The organism is Acidithiobacillus sp. M4-SHS-6, from assembly GCF_047421495.1.
Classification (GTDB): domain Bacteria; phylum Pseudomonadota; class Gammaproteobacteria; order Acidithiobacillales; family Acidithiobacillaceae; genus Acidithiobacillus.
In genome coordinates this window covers 1,543,420-1,565,234 of sequence record NZ_CP175559.1, presented here as the reverse complement: position 1 = coordinate 1,565,234, position 21,815 = coordinate 1,543,420, and the positions used below count along the sequence as shown (strand labels likewise).

Below are 21,815 nucleotides of genomic sequence, written 5' to 3'. Positions count from 1 at the left end.
CTGGAAGGTGACAATGCAGCTATGGTAAAAAAGCTGATCATGGAAGCCAAGCAATCCGGGCGGGCGGTACTCGCCGTCTTTCATGATGCCGATCTGGTCCAGCAGGTCGCCGACCGGCAATATTTCACCCCATCCTTAGCGGAGCATTCCCATGAAAACCCTGGCCTTCAGTAATTTTCGCATGGTGCTGGAAGATCGGATTGTCCACGGTGCCCTGGAACTGGACGAACATGGCTACATCGTTGCTCTGGATGAAGATCCTCACCCCCGCCCTGGCAGTGAGGATGGACAGGGCGACTGGTTGCTGCCGGGGCTGGTGGACGTCCACACCGACAATCTCGAACGCCAGGTGCAGCCGCGCAGCAATGTCCGCTGGCCGTCCCGCTCGGCCTTTCTGGCCCATGACAGTCAGTGCGCCGCAGCGGGCATCACCTCCGTCGCCGACGCCCTCTGTGTGGGCGATGCAGGCTTTGAAACTCAGCGCATCCAGACCCTGCGCGACGCCATGGTCGATCTCAACTTTCTGGAAAAGCAGGGCCTGCTCCGTTCCGACCATGTGCTTCATCTGCGTTGTGAACTGCCCACCCCCAACATGCAGGCATTGTTTGAAACGGCCATGACCCAGGCGCCCGTGCGCATGATCAGCCTCATGGACCACACCCCCGGTGTCGGGCAACACGCCAACCTGGATAAATTCCGGGAAAGCCGGCGCGGCGATGGTTACAGTGAAGCCGAGCTGGAGCAGATGATTGAGGAAGCCCAGCAACGCCGGGAAACCTATAGCGAAAAAAACCGGCGTTACCTCCTGCGCAAGCTGCAAGAAATGGCCGCCAGGCAAGGGATGCATTTACAAATCGCCAGTCACGATGACCGCACTGCCGCAGAAATTCAGCGCAATGCGGCAGAGGGCATTTGCATTGCCGAATTTCCGGTAAGCATGGCCGCCGCCCAGGAGGCGGGCAGACTCGGCATGGCCACGGTTGCCGGTGCGCCCAATGTGGTGCGCGGTGGTTCCCATTCCGGCAACGTCGCCGTGAAGGATCTGGTCGCGGCCGGACTGGTGCAGGTGCTGGCTTCGGACTATGTGCCCCATGCCCTGCTGGAAGCGGCCTTTGCTCTGACCCGGATGGGCTTGACGGATCTGCCCGGCGCGCTGCGCATGGTCAGCCTTGCCCCGGCGCAAATGCTCGGCCTGGAAGATCGCGGCGCCCTGAGAGTCGGCTTGCGCGGTGATCTCCTCCGGGTTCGCTCGGCTGACCAGCATCCCTATTTACGCGCCGTCTGGAAAGCCGGCGAAAGGATCGCCTGAAGTCATGCGCGTCGCCATTTACTATTTGCCGGAAGCCGACGACCCCCTCTGGCAGGCGGGCTGTAGCTGGCTGGGCTGGAACCCGGAAAGCGCCCGATCTTGTCCCCGCCCTGCCGTGGTGGGCCTTGCCGAAGCCTCGCGCCGGGCCAGCCGTTACGGTTTTCATGCCACCATCAAGGCTCCCATGCCCTTGCAGGGCGACCTGGACAGCTTGCTCCAAACCCTGAGCAGGACGCTGGCCGGCTTTCCCGCCTTTACCCTCCCCCCGCTGCAGTACACCCAGGACGAAGGCTTTGTCGCCCTGCGCCTCAGCCAGGCATCTCTCCAACTGGCCCAACTTGCGGACACCTGTGTGCGCATCCTGGAACCCTGGCGTCGTCCCTACACCGCCGACGAATTGGAGGCCAGAAGCCAGAAGCTGCGCCAGGACCGCCAGCGGCAATATCTGGAACAGTGGGGCTATCCCTATGTTTTTGAAGAGTTCATCTTTCACATGACCCTCAGCGACCAGCAGCCCGACAGCCGCCTGCTGGAAGCAGCCAAAAGCCACTTTGGCGATTTGCCTGCGCAGCCGCGCCTGGTGCGCAGTCTGGCTATTCTCTGTGAAAACAGCCCTGACGCACCCTTTACTCTCCTCCAGCGCATACCTCTCGCGAAAACGTCAACATTGACCCTTCCGGGGTAGGCATTGAGTTTTCTACGGTGATTTATCCGTCTGCGCGGGTGCGTCTGGTGTACGAGCCGGGTTAGGCGGAGAATTCTGGGCATACCCCCCTGCCTCGGCCATCTCCGCGCCGAACAAAATGCTGGCCCAGGCCACATAGAGCCAGAGCAAAAACACCGGAAAGGCGCCCAGTGCCCCATACACGGTTTCAAAGGTCGAAAAGCGCAGATATTCTGACAACCCGAACTTGTCCAGTTCAAACAGCAGCGCCACGGTAATTCCCCCCAGCAAGGCATCCCGCCAGCGCGGAGATGACGCTGGCAAAATCTTATAGAGTAAAAGCATCATCACCGTCACTACCAGAAAAGTCAGCAGGTGACTGAAAAACGGCGGGAGCACCGGGATATTCCCCAGCAAGCGCAGCAGCGGCTGAAGCGGCCCCAGCAGGGGCAGGAGCAGAGCGACACTCAAAGGCACCACAACCAGCATGGCCCAATAGCGTAAAATGCGGCACCACCAGCAATGGGGTTGCACCCCCCAGATGGCATTGAGATGCCGTTCCACGGCATGCAACAGAAACACCGCCGTCAGCGACAGGCCCAATACCCCCACCAGACCCAGTTGCGCGCCCTTGGCGGCCAGCAGATTCACTTCACGCAAAATGGCATAGCCGGTCTGGGGCACGAAGCTGCGCAATATCAACTGGTCCACCTGGGCGCGATGAATGACGCTGAAACCCACCAGGTTCCACATGCTGAACACCAGCACGGCCAAAGGTATCAGGCCAAACAAGGTGGTATAGGAAAGCAGTCCGGCGCGATCGATGCAGTCATCCTTCCAGAAGCCCTGCCAGGCTCGATACACCCGAAAACCCAGCCGGACCAGAAGACTGGCCTGCGCAGCAGCCTGGGGACGAGGTTCATTCCCCTTCCGATTGAAGCATTGCTGGCCCGGCTTCTGCTCAGGGGTCACACACAGCCTCCGTCTCCAGGCAGTGACGAACAAAGGGAATGGTCAATTGCCGCTGCTGCGCCCAACTGAGGGCGTCCAGCTTCTCCAGCAGCAGATCCAAAGCCCCCATGTCACGGGTGTGATGGCGCAACACATAACGGGCCACTTCCTGATCCATGCGCAGGCCCCGGCGCAGGGCCATCGCCTGCAAAATCCGCAGGCGCTCGGCATCGTCCGGTAATTGCAAGGGCATCTGCAGGCAGGCCATCACCCGGCTGGACCAATCGGGCAAAATCCAGGGCAGTTGCCGGGGAGCTTCCCGTCCCGCCAGTAACAGCGGCCGTCCGCGCTGGAAACGCTCATTATACAGGCCATACAAAAACATCTCGTGCTCACGCCCGCCTGCCCAGGTATCCACATTATCCAGACAGACCAGGGGCGCATCGACCAGAGTGGCATAAGCATCGGGCAACGAGAGTGGCTCCAGCCCACCCCTCAGCTCGGCACAGTCCAAATAGGGGACCCAGCCCGGACCCGTTTGTGCCGCGCCCTGGAGCAGATGGCTTTTACCCACCCCCGCCGGCCCATGCAGATACAGTCCAAAAATCGGGGAGGGCAGATCCAGCAGGCTGCGCACCGCATCCAGCGCCGCCCCATTGGCCGCTCCACAAAACGCATCCAGGGTACACGCCGTCTTCAAGCCCAGAGGTAGCAGCAGTTGACCCGGGGAGCCCATTATCGGCTTCACGGCCATCGCCCCGCAAGCAGAGCGGCATTGCGTCCGGAATGGCCGCCGCAAGCGCAAAACCCGGCAGCCTCGCCATCCAGCCCGCTCTGCGGCAACATAAAGGGCCAGGAATCAAAGACTACGAATGTGCAACAATCAGGCTTTGGCATGTGCAAGAAGCTAGGCAAGGGGCCGCGACCTGTCAAGCAGATTCTGATGATGAATGCCATGCACGCCAAACCGCACGGCACTGCCGAGACGCGTCACTGGCCCCCATCAGACGACCGGCAGGTCGTTTGCAGCGCCTCGCGCCACTGACTACAATCTAAGGGGTTCCCTTCATCCGACAAGCAGGAGAGTAAAGCAATGTCTGAATACAAAGTGCGTGAAGAATTGAAGCCCAGCGGGTTGGACGGCATTTCCGACGCTCAGATCAACGATCACTGGGGTTTGTACATCGGCTATGTTAACCAGAGCAACGCCCTGCACAAAGAACTGAAAGAAATGCGGGCTGCGGGCAAAACCGCTTCCCTGACCTATGCCGACCGCCGCCGTCGTTTTGGTTTCGAGTATAACGGCATGGTGCTGCATGAATACTACTTTGCCCAGATGAAACCCGGCGCCAGCATGGATCAGGCTCCGAGCTTCAAGGCCGCCGTTACCGAACAGTTCGGCAGCGCCGAAGCCTGGCACGAAGATCTCGTGGCTGCCGCCAAAAGCCGTGGCATTGGCTGGGCCATTGCCTATTACGACGGCACCACCGGGCAGATCAACAATCATTTCATACAGTTGCACGAAGACGGCAATGTCGGCGGTTTTGCGCCGCTGGTGGTTGTGGACGTGTTCGAGCACGCCTACATGGTGGACTGGAAAGCCCTGGGCCGGGGCGACTACCTGGCTGCCCTGCACAAAAACATGAACTGGAGCATCATTGAGGCCCGTTTTCAGGCCGCCAAAAGCGGTCAGATTTTCAAGCGCTTCTAAGCAGCCATTCACCGACCTCTGACACAGTCCCCGACTGGGTCATCCCCGGTCATATCAAGAGCGGCCCAGCCGCTCTTTTGACAGCCGCCCATCGCCCCCCTAACATGGCCGCAAATCAACGGAGGAAGATGCTGTGGACAGCCCCAAACCCCTGAGTTATCGCAGTGCGGGAGTCAACATAGACGCAGGAAATGCGCTGGTGGAGCGGATCAGGCCCCTGGCCCGCAGCACCCAGCGTCCCGGCGTGCTCGGCGGCATCGGTGGCTTTGGCGGTCTGTTTGAATTACCCGGCGGCTACCGCGAGCCGGTACTGGTTTCCGGCACCGACGGGGTCGGCACCAAACTCCTCCTCGCCCTGGAAGCCCAGCAGCATGACGGCATCGGTATGGATCTGGTAGCCATGTGCGTCAACGATATTCTCGTCTCTGGCGCCGAGCCCCTGTGGTTTCTGGACTATTACGCCTGCGGACAACTGGACACCGAGGTCGCCGAAACCGTCATCGCGGGCATAGCCGAAGGCTGTCGGCAGGCGGGCTGCGCCCTGCTCGGTGGTGAAACCGCCGAAATGCCCGGCATGTACCCCGGCGGCCATTATGATCTGGCCGGTTTTGCCGTCGGCATCGTCGAAAAAAGCGAAATCCTGAGCAGCGCCGCCTGTCAGGAAGGCGACGCCCTCATCGGCATCGCCTCCTCCGGCGCCCACAGCAACGGCTATTCCCTCATCCGCGAAATTCTGGTGCGCAGCGGCGCCCATGCCCACATCCAGCTCCAGGGCGAGACTCTGGTTGACTTGCTCCTCCGTCCCACCCGGATTTATGTCCGCGCCATTCAAAACCTGCGCAAGGTCGTCCCCGTCCATGCCCTGGCCCACATCACCGGCGGTGGCCTGACCGAAAACCTGCCCCGCTCCCTGCCCGCCCATCTCAGCGCTCACATCGACCCCAGGAGTTGGAAAATACCCCTTCTATTCCAATGGTTACAGGAACAAGGTCAAGTAACGACAGAAGAAATGCGCCGGGTGTTCAACCTCGGCATCGGCATGGTCGCCATGGTCCCCTGGGAATCCCGGCAGAGCGCCCTGGAGTCCCTGGAAACCAGCGGCGAACAGGGCTTCATCATCGGCCAACTGGCTCCCAGACAGGAGGATGCCGGAGTCGTTTATCTTGACTAAAAAACTGGTGCTGCTGATCTCCGGGCGCGGCAGTAATTTGCAGAGCATTCTCCGCGCCTGTCAGAGCGGGCAAGTACCCGATACGGCCATTGTCTGCGTCATCAGCAATCGCGCCGACGCGCCCGGACTGGCTCTGGCCAAGCAGGCTGGCATCCCCACCCAGGTCATGGACCATCGCAACTACCCCAGCCGCGCAGATTTTGATGCGGCCCTGCGCCAAGGCATCGACGCCCATGCCCCGGATCTGGTGGTACTGGCCGGCTTCATGCGCCGGTTGACGGTATCTTTTGTGACGCATTATCTGGGCCGCCTGGTCAATATTCACCCGTCCCTGCTGCCCGCCTTTCCCGGCCTGCACACCCATGCCCGCGCCCTGGAACAGGGGGTGTGCTGGCACGGGGCTACGGTTCACTTCGTGACCCCGGAACTGGACGCCGGCCCCAGCATTGTGCAGGCCGCCGTCCCCGTCCACCCCGATGACGATCCCGCCCGCCTGGCTGAGCGCGTCCTGGATGCCGAACACCAGATTTATCCCCAGGCGCTGGCGGCCATTCTCAGCGGGCACTGTCGGCTGGAAGCAGGCCGGGTGCACTGGTCAACTCCCTTCCCTGCCGCTGCGGAAACGGTCGTTCATCCGCAACTCACATCCGTTACAATGCAAACCCCATCGCCTGGAGCTTGACCCTGGCCTTTTTTGGCCGCCATCAGCTATGGCCCGTGAGAGCCTCCCAGCAGCTTCATACATGCGTTGCCGGGTGCTGGATGGGCTGCACAGAGAGGCGCAGACCCATAGCCTTGAGAATCGCCGACAGGCTGCGGATTTCCGGGTTACCCTCTGCGGACAGCGTGCGGTATATATGCGTACCGTTAATCTGTGCTTTCTCGGCCACTTTCGACACACCACCGAAAGCCTTCGCCATTTGACGCAGTGCAATCAGCAGCTCGCCCTGGTCACCATCCTCCAGGATGCTATTCAGCAGATCCACCGCATAGGCCGGATCTTTACGAAAAACTTCGGCCATCGCGTCGTCATGTGCTCTGTCTTTCATCGTCTTATCACCTCATTCATATTGCTGGTTTGCCAGTCTTTCCAGTATTCACAGGCCTTCAATATGTCAACATCCTGCGAACGCTTGATGCCGCCGCAAAGCAATAAAACCAAGGTCTTCCCAGCCTGCGCGTAATAAATGCGGTAGCCAGGCCCCACGTCAATACGAAGCTCCCACACCCCTTCCCTGCATGGCTTATGATCACCCAAATTGCCCAGCTCTGCACGGTAAATGCGACGGTCAATAGCGATTTTCGCCTTGGAGTCTTTCATCTGATCGCGCCAGTCCGCGAAAACATCCTGGCCGTCAACAGTGATGTAGTGCTTGATCTCGAACATGCTTTATTTTCGCTTTTATGCGAAAAATGTCAACTCACATCCGTTACAATGCAAACCCCATCGCCTGGAGCTTGACCCTGGCCACCGGATGCCCCAAGGCAGCGGCCTTGCTCAGCCACTGCAGCCCTTCGGCGGGGTCTTCCGCACAACCCAGGCCATTCAGATAGCAGATGGACAACCATTCCATGGCATCCACCTGGCCTTTTTTGGCCGCCAGATGAAACCACTCCGCCGCGATTTTCAGCTCCTGCTCGCCAAAAAACTCCAGGCCCACCTGCAACATGGCATCCAGATCCCCCGCGTTGGCCTGCATGATGGTTTCTATCCGCTCGGGGTTCAGGGCCATGGGAATGCGGCTAGAAAGATCCTCCAGCGACACCAGGGAACGGTCGCGCTCGATGCCCGCCCGGCGCCGCTCCACCGTCACGTTCTTCACGCCCCCGTCGGCCACCCAATGCTGCACGGTGCGCATGGCCTTGCCCGTCAACAGGGCCGCTGTCTGGGTACTGATCAGATGACGCATAACACCTTAATCCATCCTAAAATCTCAATGTACAAATTCTGAAGTACCCGGCGCAAGCCTTTTTAACCATGCGCCCCATGCAGTCGCAACCCCAGTGCCTTGATGTCATCCGAAAACGGAAAACAAAATACGTTGGCCGTTCTCCCTGTGATTGAGGAATACCCCATCCTCGCGTGCCAAGCGTTGTGCCGCTGTCTTGAATGAATGTGGCAGTTTCCGGGCATAAGCGGACTTGTTCATGAGCGAATCTCCGCCATTCCGGAATGGCGCGGTAAAAACGACGACATTTTCAGAGGATGAAAGGCATGGCGTTGTCAATGACGCGCCATTTTTGGCTCGGAACGGTTTTGGCGCCGTGAATCAGGCGCAAAACACCTAATCCCATGGGGTTACCCCTTCATGTCAGGGGATGGGAAAGTTTTGAAACAGCGTGTTTATAATGAGGAAGCGTCATAGTAACAATGGGTTACACAATGATAAGCACAGGTGCCTGGCAAACAGGCACGAAATATGCTCTCTTAAACCCCGTGCGGCGCCACTGGCGCTGTCCCAACGGTTTATCACAGAAGGAGCATTTTCATGAGCAGGAAGGTTCAGCAAGCCAAGCGCACGGCAGAAGCCGGTTTTACCCTCATCGAACTGATGATCGTCATTGCCATCATCGGCATTCTGGCGGCCATCGCTATTCCGCAGTATGAGCAGTATATTGAGACTTCGAAAGCTACTACGATCACGCAAGACTTTCATCAACTTGTAACTCAAGGAACCGCTGCTGTAGCAGCCGGTGCCGCAGGGCAAACAACCTCAATATATTTACCTACTAATTATTCTTCAGGTGTGGAAGGATGCGCCGTAATGTCGGCGTCTGTTAACGGCACTGCTACTACAACCAGTGTTGTCACGGTTGCTCCAAATTCTTCCGTTGTCTTTACAGTAGATTATGGTACCTGCACGGGTGGCTTACCCACCAAAATCACAAATGCTCTTACAGCAGCAGGTATTAGTGCTTCAGGGACGTCAACCACAGCTACAATTGATCAGAACGGTGGGGTTTCTTATTCATAAATTTGATTAAGTGCTGCACCCCCTCGGGGGTGCCCCTTTCGGACAGTGCTCTGGACCCCCGCTTTTACCGCTCCAGAACCCTTTCGGAAAGCGAAGTTTCGAGGAGCAAAGCGGAACAAAGCGCAGCTTCCTGTAACACAACGGAGTAAAGATCCCCAGCATGAACAAAACCATTTGGGCCACCAGACCGAAAAGGCGCTGGTTCCAGCCCTCCAGACCGACTTTACCCTCATCGAGATCATGATCGTCATTGTCCTCATCGGCATTCTGGCGGCCACCGCCATCCCCCAGTACTTCCAGTACCTTCGGGATGCCCAGGCGGAGGCGTTGGTGGCCAATTTTCGGGAGGCGGTATCCACGATGAAAATGACTCTGACTACGGTAACCCATCAATACACAGGAGAACGATCATGAACGAAACCGAACGGCAAGCACGCATTCAGACCCTCCAGAACCGGCGGCATCAGTTGCTTCATCTCCGGGAAGAACGGGGGGCGCCGGTGGCCAGTATCGACATGGAGCTGAACGTGGTGCGCAGTGAACTGCAGGCCCTTTACGCCATGCGCCGCAGCCAGGACCAGGCTGCTGCCAACGCCGGCCATCACAGCCTGCGGCACGCCTGAACAGGAGCCATCAGGGGGACAGGGTGCGTATTCTGGCCCATCGTGGGCAGTCATTCTGAATGATCGTGGGCGGTGATTCTGGGCGATGGTGGGCACTGATTCTGGCGGATCGTGGGCAGTTTGCGCGATTTTCCAGAATCGGTGCCCACGATGCCAGAATGTCTTGCGGAAATTCCTCTGGCGCGTAGAAAACATTTTGGTCATTCATTGGCTTGAGCGGCAATCTGGGTCTTTTGAGGAGATCCAGCATGCCCACACCGAGGATGACCATGAAAGCAATAATCGAGATTCTGCGATTACATGCCGCCGGTTGTAGTCAGCGGCAAATTGCCCGGGCCTGCGGGCTGTCCAAGGGGACGGTAGGCAAATATCTGCAACGGGCGGTTGAAGCCCAGATAGGGTGGCCAGTGCCCGATGGGCTGACGGTCGTGGAGGTAGAACAGCGGCTGAATCCGCGCAGCCGGCCGCTCCCGGCGTCCCGACCGGTCCTGCCCGATTGGGCGCAGATCCATACGGAATTACGGCGTAAGGGCGTGACCCTGCAACTGCTCTGGGAAGAGTATGTCGCCGCCCATCCGGATGAGCGCACCTATCAGTATGCGCAGTTCTGTGTCCATTACCGTAGCTGGAAAGCCCGCCTCAAAACCAGCATGCGGCAACAGCATGTGGCGGGTGAAAAACTCTTCATTGATTATGCGGGGCCGACGGTAGCGGTCGTGGACCCGGGGACCGGCGAGGTCCGGCAGGCCCAGATTTTTGTGGCAGTGCTGGGAGCTTCCAGCTATACCTACTGTGAGGCCACCTGGAGCCAGAGTCTGCCGGACTTCCTGGGCGCCCATGTCCGGGCCTTCCGGTTCTTCGGCGGAGTACCCGTCCTGCTGGTCCCCGACAACCTCAAGGCGGCGGTCACCAAGGCCTCCCGCTATGAGCCCGAGATCAACCGCAGCTATCGGGATCTGGCCTCCCATTACGGAGCCGTAGTGCTGCCGACCCGCCCCTATAAACCCCAGGACAAGGCGAAGGTCGAAGTCGGTGTGCAAGTGGTGGAGCGCTGGATCCTGGCGCGGTTGCGGCACTGCCAGTTCTTCTCGCTGAGCGAACTCAATACCGCCCTGCGCCGCCTGCTGGAGGAGCTGAATCAGCGCCCCTTCAAGCAGCTACCCGGCAGCCGCCAAAGCGCCTTCGTATCCCTGGAGCAACCCGCCCTGCAGCCCTTGCCCGCACAGGACTATGTGTACGCACTCTGGAAAAGCGCCAAGGTCAGCATCGATTCCCATGTGGCCTATCAGGGGCATTTTTACTCGGTACCCTATCGTCTGGTCGGCACCCGGGTCGATCTGCGGGTCAGTGCCCGGACGGTGGAAATCTTCCACCAGCAACAGCGGGTCGCCAGCCATCCCCGCCAGACCCTGCAGGGGCGTTACAGCACCGTCCCGGAACACCTGCCCAAGGCCTACCAGCAACACCGGGAGTGGTCCCCGGGACGGCTCCTGAATTGGGCACTGTCCATTGGCCCTGCCACCCGGGACGTGGTGCGCTGGCAACTGGCGCGGCGCGCCCATCCCGAACAAGGCTACCGATCCTGTCTGGGCCTGCTCAGCTACTCCCGGCGCTATGGCAAGGAGCGTCTCGATGCCGCCTGTGCCCGGGCGCTGAAGATCGGTTCACCGACGACCCAGAGCATCCAGTCCATCCTGAAGCAGGGGATGGATCAGGTCCAGGAGAGCCCCTCTCCCGCGACCCCCCTCCCGACCCACGACAATATCCGTGGACCCCACTATTACCAGTGATATACCAGGAGTTTCCCATGTTATACCAACCCACCCTGCAGGCCTTACGACAGCTCAACCTCACCGCCATGGCCGAAGCCCTGGAAGAACAATCGCGCCTCCCCCAGGTCCAGGATCTCCCCTTTGAGGAGCGCCTGGGCCTGCTGCTGGACCGGGAACTCGGTGCCCGGGATCAGCGCCGACTGACACGTCTGCTGAAGCTCGCTCACCTCAAGCACAACGCCTGCGTGGAAGACATCGACTACCGGGCCTCGCGCGGTCTGGAACGCGCCCGGATGCGCTCCCTGATCCAAAACACCTGGATCCGTCAGGGCCAGAACCTCCTGATCACCGGGGCCACCGGTACCGGTAAAACCTGGCTGGCCTGCGCCCTGGGACAGCAAGCCTGCCGGCAGGGGCTGAGTGTCCGTTATCTCCGTCTCCCCCGGCTGTTTGAAGAACTGCAGACCCGGCACGGGGACGGCAGCTTCGGGCGCTATCTGAATACCCTGGCCAAGGTGGACCTGCTGATCCTGGATGATTGGGGCCTGGCCCCCATGCGCGGAGAAGATGTGCGTGACCTGCTGGAAATCATCGATGACCGGGTGAACCAGAAAGCGACCCTGATTACCAGCCAGCTACCCGTCAACCATTGGCATGACTATCTGGGCGAGCCCACCGTGGCCGATGCCGTCCTGGATCGCCTGCTGCACAGCGCCCACCGCCTGGAGCTGAAAGGCGAATCCCTACGCCGTCACCGGGGCCCCGACACCACCCCCAAAGTTGACCCATCGTGACCGCCTGTGCTTAAAATCACAACGACCAAAATGTTCCCTCCCCAGGGGTGCCCACGATCGCCAGAACCGGTGCCCACGATCAACAGAATACGCAGACAGGGTCGGGGTCATGTCCGATCCTGTCACCCACTCCCTCCCGCGCTGATGTATGCCCCGTGAACCGCAAGGTCCGCGTCCTCCTTATGAACCGTTAGCAACGAATGGACTCCCGTATCGTTATCCCTTGCAAAAAGGCAGGGATGTTCTAACTGTGTGGATACGATGGGGATGATTCAGGTGATGCGATGGCAACAGCACTAGGCAAGAAAGCGGCGGACAAGGAGGTGAAAACCTACGACTTTGTCTGGGAAGCCACCCTGCCCGGCAGCACGGACAAGAAAAACAACAAGAAAGGCGAGATGAACGCAGCCAGCGCCAACGTGGTGCGTGTTGCCCTGCGTCGTCAAGGGTTGGTGCCGGTGACCGTGCGGAAAATCCCCCAACCCCTCTTTGGCGAAAAAAGCGTCAAGGAAGCGCAACTGGTGGTCATGGTCCGCCAGCTTTCCACCATGATCAATGCCGGGGTGCCCCTGGTGCAGGCCTTTGAACTGCTGATTACCGCCACCCAGGCTAAGCCCATGAAAAAACTCCTCAAGGGTATTCTCAAGCACCTCAGGGAAGGCGAATCCCTGTCCCAGTCCATGGCTCACTATCCCAAGTATTTTGACCGCCTCTTTGTGTCGCTCATTGCCGCCGGTGAGCAGGGCGGCATTCTCGACACCATCCTCCTGCGTCTGGCCGAATACCGCGAAAAAACCCTGGCCCTCAACAAAAAGGTCAAGTCCGCCATGTTCTACCCGGCGGCCATCATTACGGTGATGATCGTGGTGGTGGTCATTCTGATGATTTTCGTGATTCCGGTATTTTCCCAACTGTTCAGCAGCTTCGGCGCCACCCTGCCCCTCCTCACCCAGATTGTCATCAACATTTCCAACTGGATGAAAAGCCACTGGTATATGGTGGTGCTCCTGCCCATTGCCGCGGTCTGGCTCTTCATTTTTGCCTACAAGCGCAGCCTGCCTTTCAAAACCGTCATTGACCGCTTTGCCCTGAAAATCCCGGTGCTGGGCGATATTCTGTTGAAGGGCGCGGTTGCCCGCTTCATGCGCACCCTGTCCACCATGCAGGGCGCTGGCGTGCCCATTCTCGAAGCGTTAGGGACGCTGTCCAAGGTTTCCGGCAATGTCATCATCGAACAAAGCGTGTTGCGCTCCCGAGATGATGTCGCCGCCGGGGGTCGCATCAGCACCCGCCTCAAGAGCGATGGCGTTTTCCCCATCATGGCCACCCAGATGCTCGCCATCGGCGAAGAAGCCGGTGCCATCGAGACCATGTCCGGCAAGGTCGCCGATTTTTACGAAAACGACGTGGAAGAATCCGTCAACCGCCTCAGCACCCTCATGGAACCCATGATCATGGTGGTGCTGGGCATCATCGTGGGCACCCTGGTGATCGCCATGTACATGCCCATCTTCAAGATGGGCGCGGTGGTGACGCATGGGGGGTGATTCCTCTACGCAGGGTTTTACACTAATTGAATTAATCGTTTTAATCGCGGTCCTGGCGATTGTCATAGCCATAGGAATTCCCATGATTGGGTCGTTTCTGGCGAATGACCAGACCCAAAGTGCAGCTGGGAGATTTGAACAGAACATGCAATGGGCAAGGGCCGAAGCTATCAAGACGAATACGACCGTGAGCGTAACGATTTCCGGCACTAACGCCAACGGTCCAGCTTCTTACTGTAGCTGGGAGATTACTGCACCCAACGCCTCCCGGGCACCCCAACAGTCAAAAGCTGATTTTCAAAATCGTTACGGCAACATTGGTTGTACGGTCTCAAGCGCGATTATCTGTTTTGCACCCATAGGCAATCTGGGCACTGGAACTGGGTGTCAGCCCGGTGGGACCTATAGCTTTTTCAACAGTAGTCAGGGAAGCAATGTCTGGCTGGTTAACATCAGTGCTGGCGGTGAAGTTTCTTCGTGTCTGCAAGGGAAAACTGCGGGACAGTGCCAATGAAAAATAATTCGGCCATTATCGCAGACAATGAAGCTGGCTTTACCCTGATTGAAGTGATGATTGCCATAGCCATTTTTGCCTTTGGCATACTGGCACTGGCGTACCTGGAAATGTCTGTGCAAAAGCTCAGTGCCAACAGTCAATACATCACCACTGCCAATAATGCCGCCAACCAAATGACGGGGTATTTATGGACGGCCCTAGGGAACGGCAGCGATACATCCGGCATCATGGCATATGACAACACCTCGGTGACGGCTTCGGGCATATCCTCTGGAGCTTCGGGAACCACGCTATCCAACATCAGCGCCTGGCAGCAAACCTTGCTGGGCTTGAATAGTCAAGATGAAATTCTCCCGGATACTGGCCTGCCCCAGGCCACGGGGCAGGTAACCGGCATCGTCTGCTCCGCCATGGATGGTTCTGGCAACACCTGCTCGGCTTCTGAACCTTGCGCCTGTACCGCCAATATTTCCATCAGCTGGCAGTCCAGCACGGGTCCCGAAAGTTACCAGATCACCGTCCCGGTAGGGTTTTGAACCATGGCGAGAAAAAACATCAAGATCCATGTTGAGCAAGGTTTTACCTTGGTAGAGCTGTTAGTCGCCATGGTCATAGCCTTGCTGGCGGCAGCGGCCATATTCGGCGTCTTCAACGCATTTTCACGGCAGAACAACCAGACGACGGCCACCCAGAATATGTGGCAACAGGGTCGTATTGCCCTGTACATGATGCAACAGGATATGGGTAAAGCAGGTTATGGACTGGAACCGCAGAGTTGCGCAGCAACCGTTCCCTCTGTTTCGGTAACATACAGTAACGCTGGGGCTGATCTCGTTTCAGCGCTTACAGTTTCTACAGGAAATACCGGAATCAATCTTGCCAGTATTCCATTGGGTACCGTAGCTCCGGGTGCCGATCTGATTAATTTGACGGCCCCTGCGGGCAGCGCTCTGACGACAGCCACACCCATTTTGCTCAAAGCGCAGCAAAATGGTGGGGGCTGTACAACTGCCAGCATCAATAGGGTGAGCGGCACCAGCATCACTCTGAACAACCCCAGCCCCTTTGCCGCCATTGCCTATGCTGCCAATACGGTCGCAGGCACAGTCACCTACAGCCTCGCCTCCGCCTCCAGCAATTGCGCATTGGGGAGCCTGAATCGTTCCTCAGGGGGCACAGCAGCGGTGCCCGTAGCCTGTGGGGTCGTCGCTATGTCCGCCCTGTGTAATTATCAGAATACCTATGGTCCGGTAAGCTGCATGGGCGGGGTGGACAGTAATGGCGACCTGCTGCAAAGCATACAACTCGCCTTGCTGATAGGCAGTGGTCGCTCTGATCGTCAGTTTCATGGCCCCTCCAGCTTTACCATGCCCGGTGGTGCAACGGTAAGTATCCTGAGTAATCACCGTTATACCCTCCTCCAGGACGTGATTCCCTTGCGTAATTATTATGTGGTGCCCCAATGAAGCCAATGAAGCGTCCTGTTCATTCAGAGGAAGGTGGAGCCATCATGATCGTCGTGCTGCTGGTACTGGTCGGTCTGACCATTATTCTGCTGGCAGCGATTTACATGACCCGTAGTGACAGCCTGGTTGCCGGAAACCTGCGTTTCCGTTCGGAAGCTGCTCAAAGCGCAGGAAGCACTTACCAGGCGACGTTAAGCAAGATACTGAAGTTCAGCGCCAGTAACAGTACGTATCTGCCTACGACAGATTTGACGAGCGCAGGAAACCCCTGCAGCAACGGGACCAACAACACCTGCTGTTATGTGCCCGGGCAGCAGAGTGTGGTGACCTTGACCAAAAGCCTGAGTAACGATGCCAACAGCACGCTGTGGTGCAATCCGACCCCAACCAACTTGAAAGATACGCAATTCGCGACTCGCTACGCCATCCTCGCTACCAGTAATCAGGGGAATACCATTGGCGTACAACCTTCTGCAGGCGTCAGCCTCAATCCGTCCGCACCCCCGCTAGTACGGCAAATGTATTATTACATCATACTGGTAGCAGCTGTGGACCCTAATGCCAGCCATACCCAGGTCATCCAGAGTTACACCGTGGCTTTACCGGCACAGTAGGAGTTTTGTATGAAAACCATCCCCTCCCGTAAACCCAGCAAGAAGTTGGCACGAATAATTGCTGCCCTTGTCGCCGGAAGTTTTACCCTGAGTGGCATCGCCTGGGCCGCTACCAGCAGCATTTCACCTTTTCCCAATGTGCCACTGGGAACCAATTTGAGTGTTGCACCCAACCTGATTTTCTTGCAGGACGACTCGGGTTCCATGCAATGGGACTGGATTGGCGATGGGGGGACTTATTTGCAGACTTTGGGGAATAGTTATAACTATCCGTACAACTCGTATTTCTTGGGATATGCCTTTCCAGTAGGTACGCCCAATGTATTCAATGTTGATTCGAGTTATTCAAACACATATGGAGATAATATTCCCTCTTTCAGCGGCAAGGATGTGTTGGCAGGACAATATCGTTCCACTCAAATAAACCCGATTTACTATAATCCAGCCATTACCTATCTGCCGTGGGCGTGTGCCGTACCTGCCAGCGAGGAAAACTCGAATACCTCACCCGTCCCAACGATGACTAATGGGGATGATCAAACCATTACCTGTCAGTGGAACTCACAGGTCAATCTGTGGCTGATGCCTGATGCGACACCAACCCATGTACTGCTAAATCCCTGGTTTCCCAATCGGGGCTGGCGTAATTTTGAAACCTGGAATGATAGTACCAATCCTGCGTCTACCACTACAACTAATGGTGGCTTTTCGGGAACGGGGGAATATCAGTATAATAATTACAATGGCACTACCTGGTGGTATGTTTCATCAAGCGGGCAGATTCAGTCTTACAGTGGGCAGTACATAAATAATTTCTTTGAGCGTAATAAAAAAAAGGATTATTGTGCTAATCAATACTGCTATTATTACTGTGTGCAAGGATATAAAAGCTGTATGTCTAAAGTCCCATCTAAGCAATATGGATTTTGGCCTGCCGTATATTTCAATTACGCCCAGAGAATCTCCTCTAATACACAGCACAACAACCCAGAAAACATCATTGCTAACTATCAGAAAGTAGAGATTTGTCCTTCGCCAGTACCGAATATACCATTACAAAGCTCTCTTTCCGGTAATGGCAATACCAAGGTGTCCAGCACCATCCCTGCTTGTACCTATCCAACCCAACCATCCAGTACCAGTGCATATCCCTATACGTATTACGATAGCTCGACACAAAGTTATGTTTATGTAACTGGACCCAACCAGCAAATCAGCCGGACCTACACTCAAGAAATCCAGAATTATGCCAACTGGTATCAATATGCCAGAAATCATATTTTCCTGGCCCGTGATGGTATCAGCCAGGCTTTCATGTCTTTGCCCAGCGGTTTTCGGGTGGACTATGCGACGATCAATCAGATCACCAGTAATGGAAACAATTACTCGGGGGTCCCCTTTTATGATAATGGTAACTCCGGTGGCGCGGCATACTCATCATCTACCGGGAAAACTTTGGCTAATGGCTCAACTCAAGCAAATGCACCATCTGGCTCTACTGTGGGCACATTGCAGCATTTCGGTGCCGCCCAACGCAGTTGGTTCCTCAGTACCTTTTTTGGCTACCAAACACCAGAAGTGGGGACGCCCTCACGTCAGGCTTTGACGGCTATTGGTAACTGGTTGATGCAGCCGGCAAGCGTCAGTGCTGCACCTTGGGGTGCCAGTGCTGGGGCAATATCCGGTTCTCCCAGAGATAAGGTATTGACCTGCCGCCAAAACTTTACGGTATTTGTAACTGATGGTGGGTGGAATAATGACAGTTCTGTGTCAACGCCAAATAACACCGCTATTAATAATCCGGATCAGGTTGCTGGGCCAACCATTACAGGCGCAAATGGACAAAGCTACCAATACAAACCAACGCCCCCTTTCATGGATCAACCTGGAAGTGCACCTACTGGCAGCGGAGGTACGGCTTGTAACGGTAATGGTAACTGCGAGGGTTCTTTAGCCAATATTGCTTTCTGGTATTGGGAACACCCACTGCAAACATTTGGCAGTTCCAATACCAATTCTTCCAGTTCTTACGACGTTCCAACCAGCCCCAGCGACCCCGCGTTCTGGCCCCATATGGATACCTTCACGGTGGGATTGGGCGTAAGCGGCTACTTGAATTATCCCGGAGACCTCGCCCAATTGCAGGCTGGCAGCCTCGCCTGGTCAGAACCCTATCCATCTAATTCCGGCAATAACCCGGCCTTGATTGACGACCTCTGGCATGCGGGTATCAATGGGCATGGGAATTATTACAGCGCCAGTAATCCTACCGAGTTATCTTCCGGACTGACGAGCGCCTTGCAAACCATTGAGGCACGCACCCTAAGCAATTCATCGGTAGCGGTGACGGGTGCTCAGTTGAGCACCAGCAGCCTGGCCTTTGTGCCCAGCTATAACACGGGAAACTGGACCGGGGATGTCAAATCGTTTTTGTATAACCCGAACACCAACACCTTCAACACCAATTTCAATTGGAGAGCGCAAAGTAATATCAGTGCCCAACAAAAGTCTGCCGAACAGGATACGGGAATAAACTCCTCTTCAGCACCTGTTTACACATTTAATGGTTCTACTGGTATCCCCTTCTCATCCAGCTCTCTTAGCAGCACACAGCAGTCAGAATTAATGAATTCCGCTTTCATTCCCAGCAATGCCACCATCAACCAGGTAGTGGATAATATCCTGGGTAACACCAGCGAAGATGGCACTTTATTCCGCAACCGCAACGGCAAGGTGCTGGGCGATATCATTGATGCCACACCGCAGTATGTGGGAGCACCCAGCCAGAATTATACTTTTCCGGGTTATGGTGCCTTTGCCAACACTAACGCCACACGCATACCCATGCTCTATGTGCCGGCGAACGATGGCATGCTCCACGCCATCGATGCCTGCGCTACCAGCTATCCCTCTGGCGTCACCCCGCCTGCGGGCTGCAGCGGTAGCGGTAGCGGTGGCGCCAATGCCGGTAAGGAACTCTGGGCCTACATTCCCAATGCGGTCATCCCCTACCTGGATCAGCGCATCAGTGCCAGCGCCTTCAGCCATCAGTATCTCATGGATAGCACCCCTACCATCGGGGCATTTTGCACCGCTGGGACGGGAACCGGCAATACCGGTACCTGCACCGCTTGGGAAAGTTTGCTGGTGGCTTCTGAGGGACGAGGTGTTTCGGGCATTTATGGCCTGAATATCACCAATCCTCAGCCCTCGTCGGCAAGTGCTCTCGCCCCCTGGGAAATCACCCCAGGCACAACGGGTTTCAGCGCGATGGGGTATATCATTGCTTCCCCGCAACTGATCAAAACCCAAAGCATGGGCTGGGTGGTGGTCTTTGGCTCCGGTTATCAACCCACCCCCACCAGTTCAGGTGATGGGTACATTTATTTTGTGAACCCCAATAATGGGGCGTTACTGGCGACTGTTACTCTGGCTAATCAGGTATCGGGCCGCCAGCTCTCCGTTGCCGGTATTGCGCCTGCCAGCTTCAACGCACCGGGTTATGCCCAAGCCCTTTATGTGACCGACAATGAGGGCGACCTCTGGAAAATTGATCTGCCAGCCAATGCCTCGCCGCCAGAAGGGACCCAATCCACCAGTAGTCAACCCACAATTGGTTATGGCGGAGGACCCATGTTTGTGGCCGAAACAGGTACAGGTAGCACGGCTGTGCGGCAACCCATTTCCACCGCGCCCGTGGTATCCATGGACGCCCAAGGTCGAATTGGCGTCATTTTCGGCACGGGTCAGTGGCTTTTCTCCACGGATACCACCGACAACCAGACCCAAAGTCTTTATGGAATCTGGGATGTGAACCAGAACAACACCAGCAAGCGCACGACACCTATTCCGGAGAGTGACCTTGTGCAGCAGACCTTAACGACCACCACCGCTACAGCCAGCACCGGTGGCACCGCTTACAATACGCGGACGGGCAGCAGTTATCCGGTGCCATACAACAGCGCACCTGGTGGCAAAAAAGGCTGGTATATCAATCTGCCGATAACCGGAGAGCGACTGATAGATAACCCGCAAAACGTGTTTGGTGATGCCATCTTCACCAGTTTTGTACCCGGTGCGACAAGCACGAATCCCTGCCAAGGCAGCGGAAGCGGATCATCCTGGATCACTGCAGTCAATTTCAATTCGGGTGCCGTACCCAGCACCAACCCCTTTGGTTTTACCGGCAGCAATATCACTGTCAACAGTATTCAAGTTGCCGGTCAGGCTCCTCAACCCACGGTTACCTCCACCGCAACGGGTATGAAGCTGTTGTTGCCGGGCGTGAATGGCGGGAGTCCCAACGCTGTACCTTTCTTTCCGCCCTTTAACGCAGGTGCCGCCACAAGGGCCTGGACCAACCGATGAGTACAAGGATTCATAGCGAGGAAAGTCGATGAATGATATGGAAAGGCTGCAGAACAAGGGCTTTACCCTGATTGAACTGATGATCGTCATCGCCATCATCGGCATCCTGGCGGCCATCGCCATTCCCCAGTATTCCCAATATGTCATCAATGCTAAAACGACTCACGCCAAGAGCAATCTGCAAACCCTGAATACAGCAGAGCAACAGTATTACCAGGATTGTCGATCCTATGCGGGAAAGGTGGGTGATGCGACAGCTTTAACCAATGCAAGGACGTGTGGCGGAGTCGTTCTGTGGCCGGTTGCGAATTATGCTCCGGTTACCGCGAGTGCATCGGTTACGGGGAAATATTTTTCCTATTCCATTGCGCTGAGCAATAATAATCAGAAATTTACGATCACTGCCACTGGGATTCCAAATCAGTTTGATAATGCTACGGTTATTTTTACAACTACGGATAGTGGTCTGAACACTTGTTCAGGGCCTTATGGTTGTAGTGGGGGGAAGTGGTAACAGCGCGGGATGAAGTGGCAAGGTAGACGCGATCTATGCAAGAAAAGGATGTGGTGTCCAAGAATCTGTTCAAGCGCATCACCCTGGATATTGCCCGCATCCTCCTGGGCCTGGAGGTGGACATGAAAATGCTGGAAATTCTGTCGAGTAACCGCAATCTGTATGAGGTCGTCAAGGAGGAACAGACCATGTTGAGCGAAGTCTTGATTATCGAATTGTCCTCTTACGGGCTGGGGATGGAACACGGGATGGAACGTGGCGAACAGCTCCTGTTGAGCCGTTTGCTGCAAAAGCGTTTTGGCTCCCTGCCCCCTCTGGTTCTGGCGCGTCTGAAGCTGCCAGCACTACAGAACAGGGAGCCTGGGCCGAGCAGGTGCTGGACGGGCTGAACTTGGAGCAGATTTTTCCTGACGCCTGATTGCTGCTCGATAATGGATGAGACTGCCTGTATGACAGCGTCGATATGCACCAGATGGAATGCGCTCAGTCAGGCAGCGATATTGATATTCCGCAAGGCATCTGCACCACCTTTTTTTGAGGCACCCAATATTTCTACGCCGACGATATTGCCGTCTTTATCGTAGTCCAGGATTATGCCATCGGCTACTTCTTCGCTTTCCTGAATGGGCACCGAGGTCAGTTCCAGGTACACCGCATCAGCTTCTCTATCTACCCGCACTAGCATGGCATTCTCCTGGCGAAATAGGCAGTAATCACATGGCAAGGATCATCCGCCCGTGTCACCACGCGGAGCATCTTTCCTCGTTCCCGGTGACACTTGAGAAACGATTACTTGCCGTCCCGCACTTCTGCCGCATC

At 56.5% G+C, this 21,815-nt stretch carries 25 protein-coding genes; 19 read left to right on the top strand and 6 right to left on the bottom strand.

What is annotated here, in order from left to right; translation table 11 throughout:
- Positions 1-21 precede the first annotated feature (21 nt).
- The 3 genes from ACJU26_RS07915 to ACJU26_RS07905 are packed head-to-tail and all read left to right on the top strand — an operon-like array spanning position 22 to position 1,994.
- Positions 22-174 carry a hypothetical protein gene (locus tag ACJU26_RS07915; RefSeq protein WP_414039151.1) on the top strand — a complete coding sequence of 51 codons (153 nt, stop codon included), beginning with the start codon at positions 22-24 and terminating at the stop codon, positions 172-174.
- Entirely contained in the window at positions 152-1,309 is a 1,158-nt protein-coding gene (locus ACJU26_RS07910; RefSeq protein WP_414039150.1) for an alpha-D-ribose 1-methylphosphonate 5-triphosphate diphosphatase, read from the top strand. Before ACJU26_RS07915 ends, ACJU26_RS07910 begins: the two co-directional genes overlap by 23 nt.
- A 4-nt stretch (positions 1,310-1,313) precedes the next feature.
- A complete protein-coding gene (locus ACJU26_RS07905) occupies positions 1,314-1,994 on the top strand; it encodes a DUF1045 domain-containing protein (RefSeq protein ID WP_414039149.1) in 681 nt (226 codons plus the stop codon).
- A 12-nt stretch (positions 1,995-2,006) separates the two neighbouring features.
- Here the strand turns inward: ACJU26_RS07905 and ACJU26_RS07900 are convergent, their stop codons facing one another.
- Together ACJU26_RS07900 and hda are read right to left on the bottom strand one after the other, a co-directional pair.
- Positions 2,007-2,945 carry a YihY/virulence factor BrkB family protein gene (locus tag ACJU26_RS07900; RefSeq protein WP_414039148.1) on the bottom strand — a complete coding sequence of 313 codons (939 nt, stop codon included), beginning with the start codon at positions 2,943-2,945 and terminating at the stop codon, positions 2,007-2,009.
- Positions 2,935-3,672 carry a DnaA regulatory inactivator Hda gene (gene hda, locus ACJU26_RS07895; RefSeq protein ID WP_414039147.1) on the bottom strand — a complete coding sequence of 246 codons (738 nt, stop codon included), beginning with the start codon at positions 3,670-3,672 and terminating at the stop codon, positions 2,935-2,937. Before hda ends, ACJU26_RS07900 begins: the two co-directional genes overlap by 11 nt.
- A 345-nt stretch (positions 3,673-4,017) precedes the next feature.
- On the opposite strand from hda, the gene ACJU26_RS07890 reads away from it, so the two are divergent.
- The 3 genes from ACJU26_RS07890 (at position 4,018) to purN (ending at position 6,488) form a co-directional block, all read left to right on the top strand.
- Positions 4,018-4,635 (top strand): superoxide dismutase, encoded by a 618-nt coding sequence (locus tag ACJU26_RS07890; RefSeq protein WP_414039146.1) that lies wholly within the window; start codon positions 4,018-4,020, stop codon positions 4,633-4,635.
- 133 nt (positions 4,636-4,768) lie between these two features.
- Positions 4,769-5,806, top strand: coding sequence for a phosphoribosylformylglycinamidine cyclo-ligase (gene purM, locus ACJU26_RS07885; protein ID WP_414039145.1), 1,038 nt, complete (start codon positions 4,769-4,771; stop codon positions 5,804-5,806).
- Positions 5,799-6,488: a phosphoribosylglycinamide formyltransferase gene (purN, locus tag ACJU26_RS07880; RefSeq protein ID WP_414039144.1), complete on the top strand. Its 690-nt coding sequence runs from the start codon at positions 5,799-5,801 to the stop codon at positions 6,486-6,488. The genes purM and purN overlap by 8 nt, the downstream gene beginning before the upstream one ends.
- 55 nt (positions 6,489-6,543) lie before the next feature.
- Here purN and ACJU26_RS07875 read toward each other — a convergent pair whose 3' ends face one another.
- Genes ACJU26_RS07875 through ACJU26_RS07865 form a run of 3 tightly spaced genes read right to left on the bottom strand, consistent with a single transcriptional unit; the run spans position 6,544 to position 7,716 of the window.
- Positions 6,544-6,855 (bottom strand): DNA-binding protein, encoded by a 312-nt coding sequence (locus tag ACJU26_RS07875; RefSeq protein ID WP_414039143.1) that lies wholly within the window; start codon positions 6,853-6,855, stop codon positions 6,544-6,546.
- The gene (locus ACJU26_RS07870; RefSeq protein WP_414039142.1) at positions 6,852-7,193 is read right to left on the bottom strand and encodes a type II toxin-antitoxin system RelE/ParE family toxin; all 342 of its coding nucleotides are present in this window, start codon (positions 7,191-7,193) and stop codon (positions 6,852-6,854) included. The genes ACJU26_RS07875 and ACJU26_RS07870 overlap by 4 nt, the downstream gene beginning before the upstream one ends.
- Before the next feature lie 43 nt (positions 7,194-7,236).
- On the bottom strand, positions 7,237-7,716 hold the full coding sequence (locus tag ACJU26_RS07865) for a tetratricopeptide repeat protein (RefSeq protein WP_414039141.1): 480 nt from the start codon (positions 7,714-7,716) through the stop codon (positions 7,237-7,239).
- A 579-nt stretch (positions 7,717-8,295) separates the two neighbouring features.
- On the opposite strand from ACJU26_RS07865, the gene ACJU26_RS07860 reads away from it, so the two are divergent.
- The 13 genes from ACJU26_RS07860 (at position 8,296) to ACJU26_RS07800 (ending at position 21,385) form a co-directional block, all read left to right on the top strand.
- Positions 8,296-8,781 (top strand): prepilin-type N-terminal cleavage/methylation domain-containing protein, encoded by a 486-nt coding sequence (locus ACJU26_RS07860; RefSeq protein WP_414039140.1) that lies wholly within the window; start codon positions 8,296-8,298, stop codon positions 8,779-8,781.
- Between the two features lie 174 nt (positions 8,782-8,955).
- On the top strand, positions 8,956-9,195 hold the full coding sequence (locus tag ACJU26_RS07855) for a pilin (RefSeq protein ID WP_414039139.1): 240 nt from the start codon (positions 8,956-8,958) through the stop codon (positions 9,193-9,195).
- Positions 9,192-9,404, top strand: coding sequence for a hypothetical protein (locus ACJU26_RS07850; RefSeq protein ID WP_414039138.1), 213 nt, complete (start codon positions 9,192-9,194; stop codon positions 9,402-9,404). The genes ACJU26_RS07855 and ACJU26_RS07850 overlap by 4 nt, the downstream gene beginning before the upstream one ends.
- Before the next feature lie 269 nt (positions 9,405-9,673).
- Entirely contained in the window at positions 9,674-11,194 is a 1,521-nt protein-coding gene (gene istA, locus ACJU26_RS07845) for an IS21 family transposase (RefSeq protein ID WP_414041954.1), read from the top strand.
- A 17-nt stretch (positions 11,195-11,211) separates the two neighbouring features.
- Positions 11,212-11,970 (top strand): IS21-like element helper ATPase IstB, encoded by a 759-nt coding sequence (gene istB / locus ACJU26_RS07840; RefSeq protein WP_414039137.1) that lies wholly within the window; start codon positions 11,212-11,214, stop codon positions 11,968-11,970.
- A 284-nt stretch (positions 11,971-12,254) separates the two neighbouring features.
- Positions 12,255-13,517: a type II secretion system F family protein gene (locus tag ACJU26_RS07835; RefSeq protein WP_414039136.1), complete on the top strand. Its 1,263-nt coding sequence runs from the start codon at positions 12,255-12,257 to the stop codon at positions 13,515-13,517.
- Positions 13,507-14,031, top strand: a complete 525-nt coding sequence (locus ACJU26_RS07830; RefSeq protein ID WP_414039135.1) for a GspH/FimT family pseudopilin — start codon at positions 13,507-13,509, stop codon at positions 14,029-14,031. The genes ACJU26_RS07835 and ACJU26_RS07830 overlap by 11 nt, the downstream gene beginning before the upstream one ends.
- A complete protein-coding gene (locus tag ACJU26_RS07825) occupies positions 14,028-14,570 on the top strand; it encodes a type IV pilus modification PilV family protein (protein WP_414039134.1) in 543 nt (180 codons plus the stop codon). The genes ACJU26_RS07830 and ACJU26_RS07825 overlap by 4 nt, the downstream gene beginning before the upstream one ends.
- A 3-nt stretch (positions 14,571-14,573) precedes the next feature.
- Positions 14,574-15,500 carry a PilW family protein gene (locus ACJU26_RS07820; RefSeq protein WP_414039133.1) on the top strand — a complete coding sequence of 309 codons (927 nt, stop codon included), beginning with the start codon at positions 14,574-14,576 and terminating at the stop codon, positions 15,498-15,500.
- 5 nt (positions 15,501-15,505) lie between these two features.
- Positions 15,506-16,114: a hypothetical protein gene (locus ACJU26_RS07815; protein WP_414039132.1), complete on the top strand. Its 609-nt coding sequence runs from the start codon at positions 15,506-15,508 to the stop codon at positions 16,112-16,114.
- 9 nt (positions 16,115-16,123) lie between these two features.
- Positions 16,124-20,482: a pilus assembly protein gene (locus tag ACJU26_RS07810; protein ID WP_414039131.1), complete on the top strand. Its 4,359-nt coding sequence runs from the start codon at positions 16,124-16,126 to the stop codon at positions 20,480-20,482.
- 28 nt (positions 20,483-20,510) lie between these two features.
- Complete coding sequence (locus tag ACJU26_RS07805; protein WP_414039130.1) at positions 20,511-20,996, top strand: type IV pilin protein; 486 nt, start codon at positions 20,511-20,513, stop codon at positions 20,994-20,996.
- Positions 20,997-21,031: 35 nt separating this feature from the next.
- Positions 21,032-21,385: a hypothetical protein gene (locus ACJU26_RS07800; RefSeq protein WP_414039129.1), complete on the top strand. Its 354-nt coding sequence runs from the start codon at positions 21,032-21,034 to the stop codon at positions 21,383-21,385.
- Positions 21,386-21,483: 98 nt separating this feature from the next.
- Here the strand turns inward: ACJU26_RS07800 and ACJU26_RS07795 are convergent, their stop codons facing one another.
- A complete protein-coding gene (locus tag ACJU26_RS07795) occupies positions 21,484-21,681 on the bottom strand; it encodes a DUF2283 domain-containing protein (protein WP_414039128.1) in 198 nt (65 codons plus the stop codon).
- Positions 21,682-21,815: the final 134 nt, after the last annotated feature.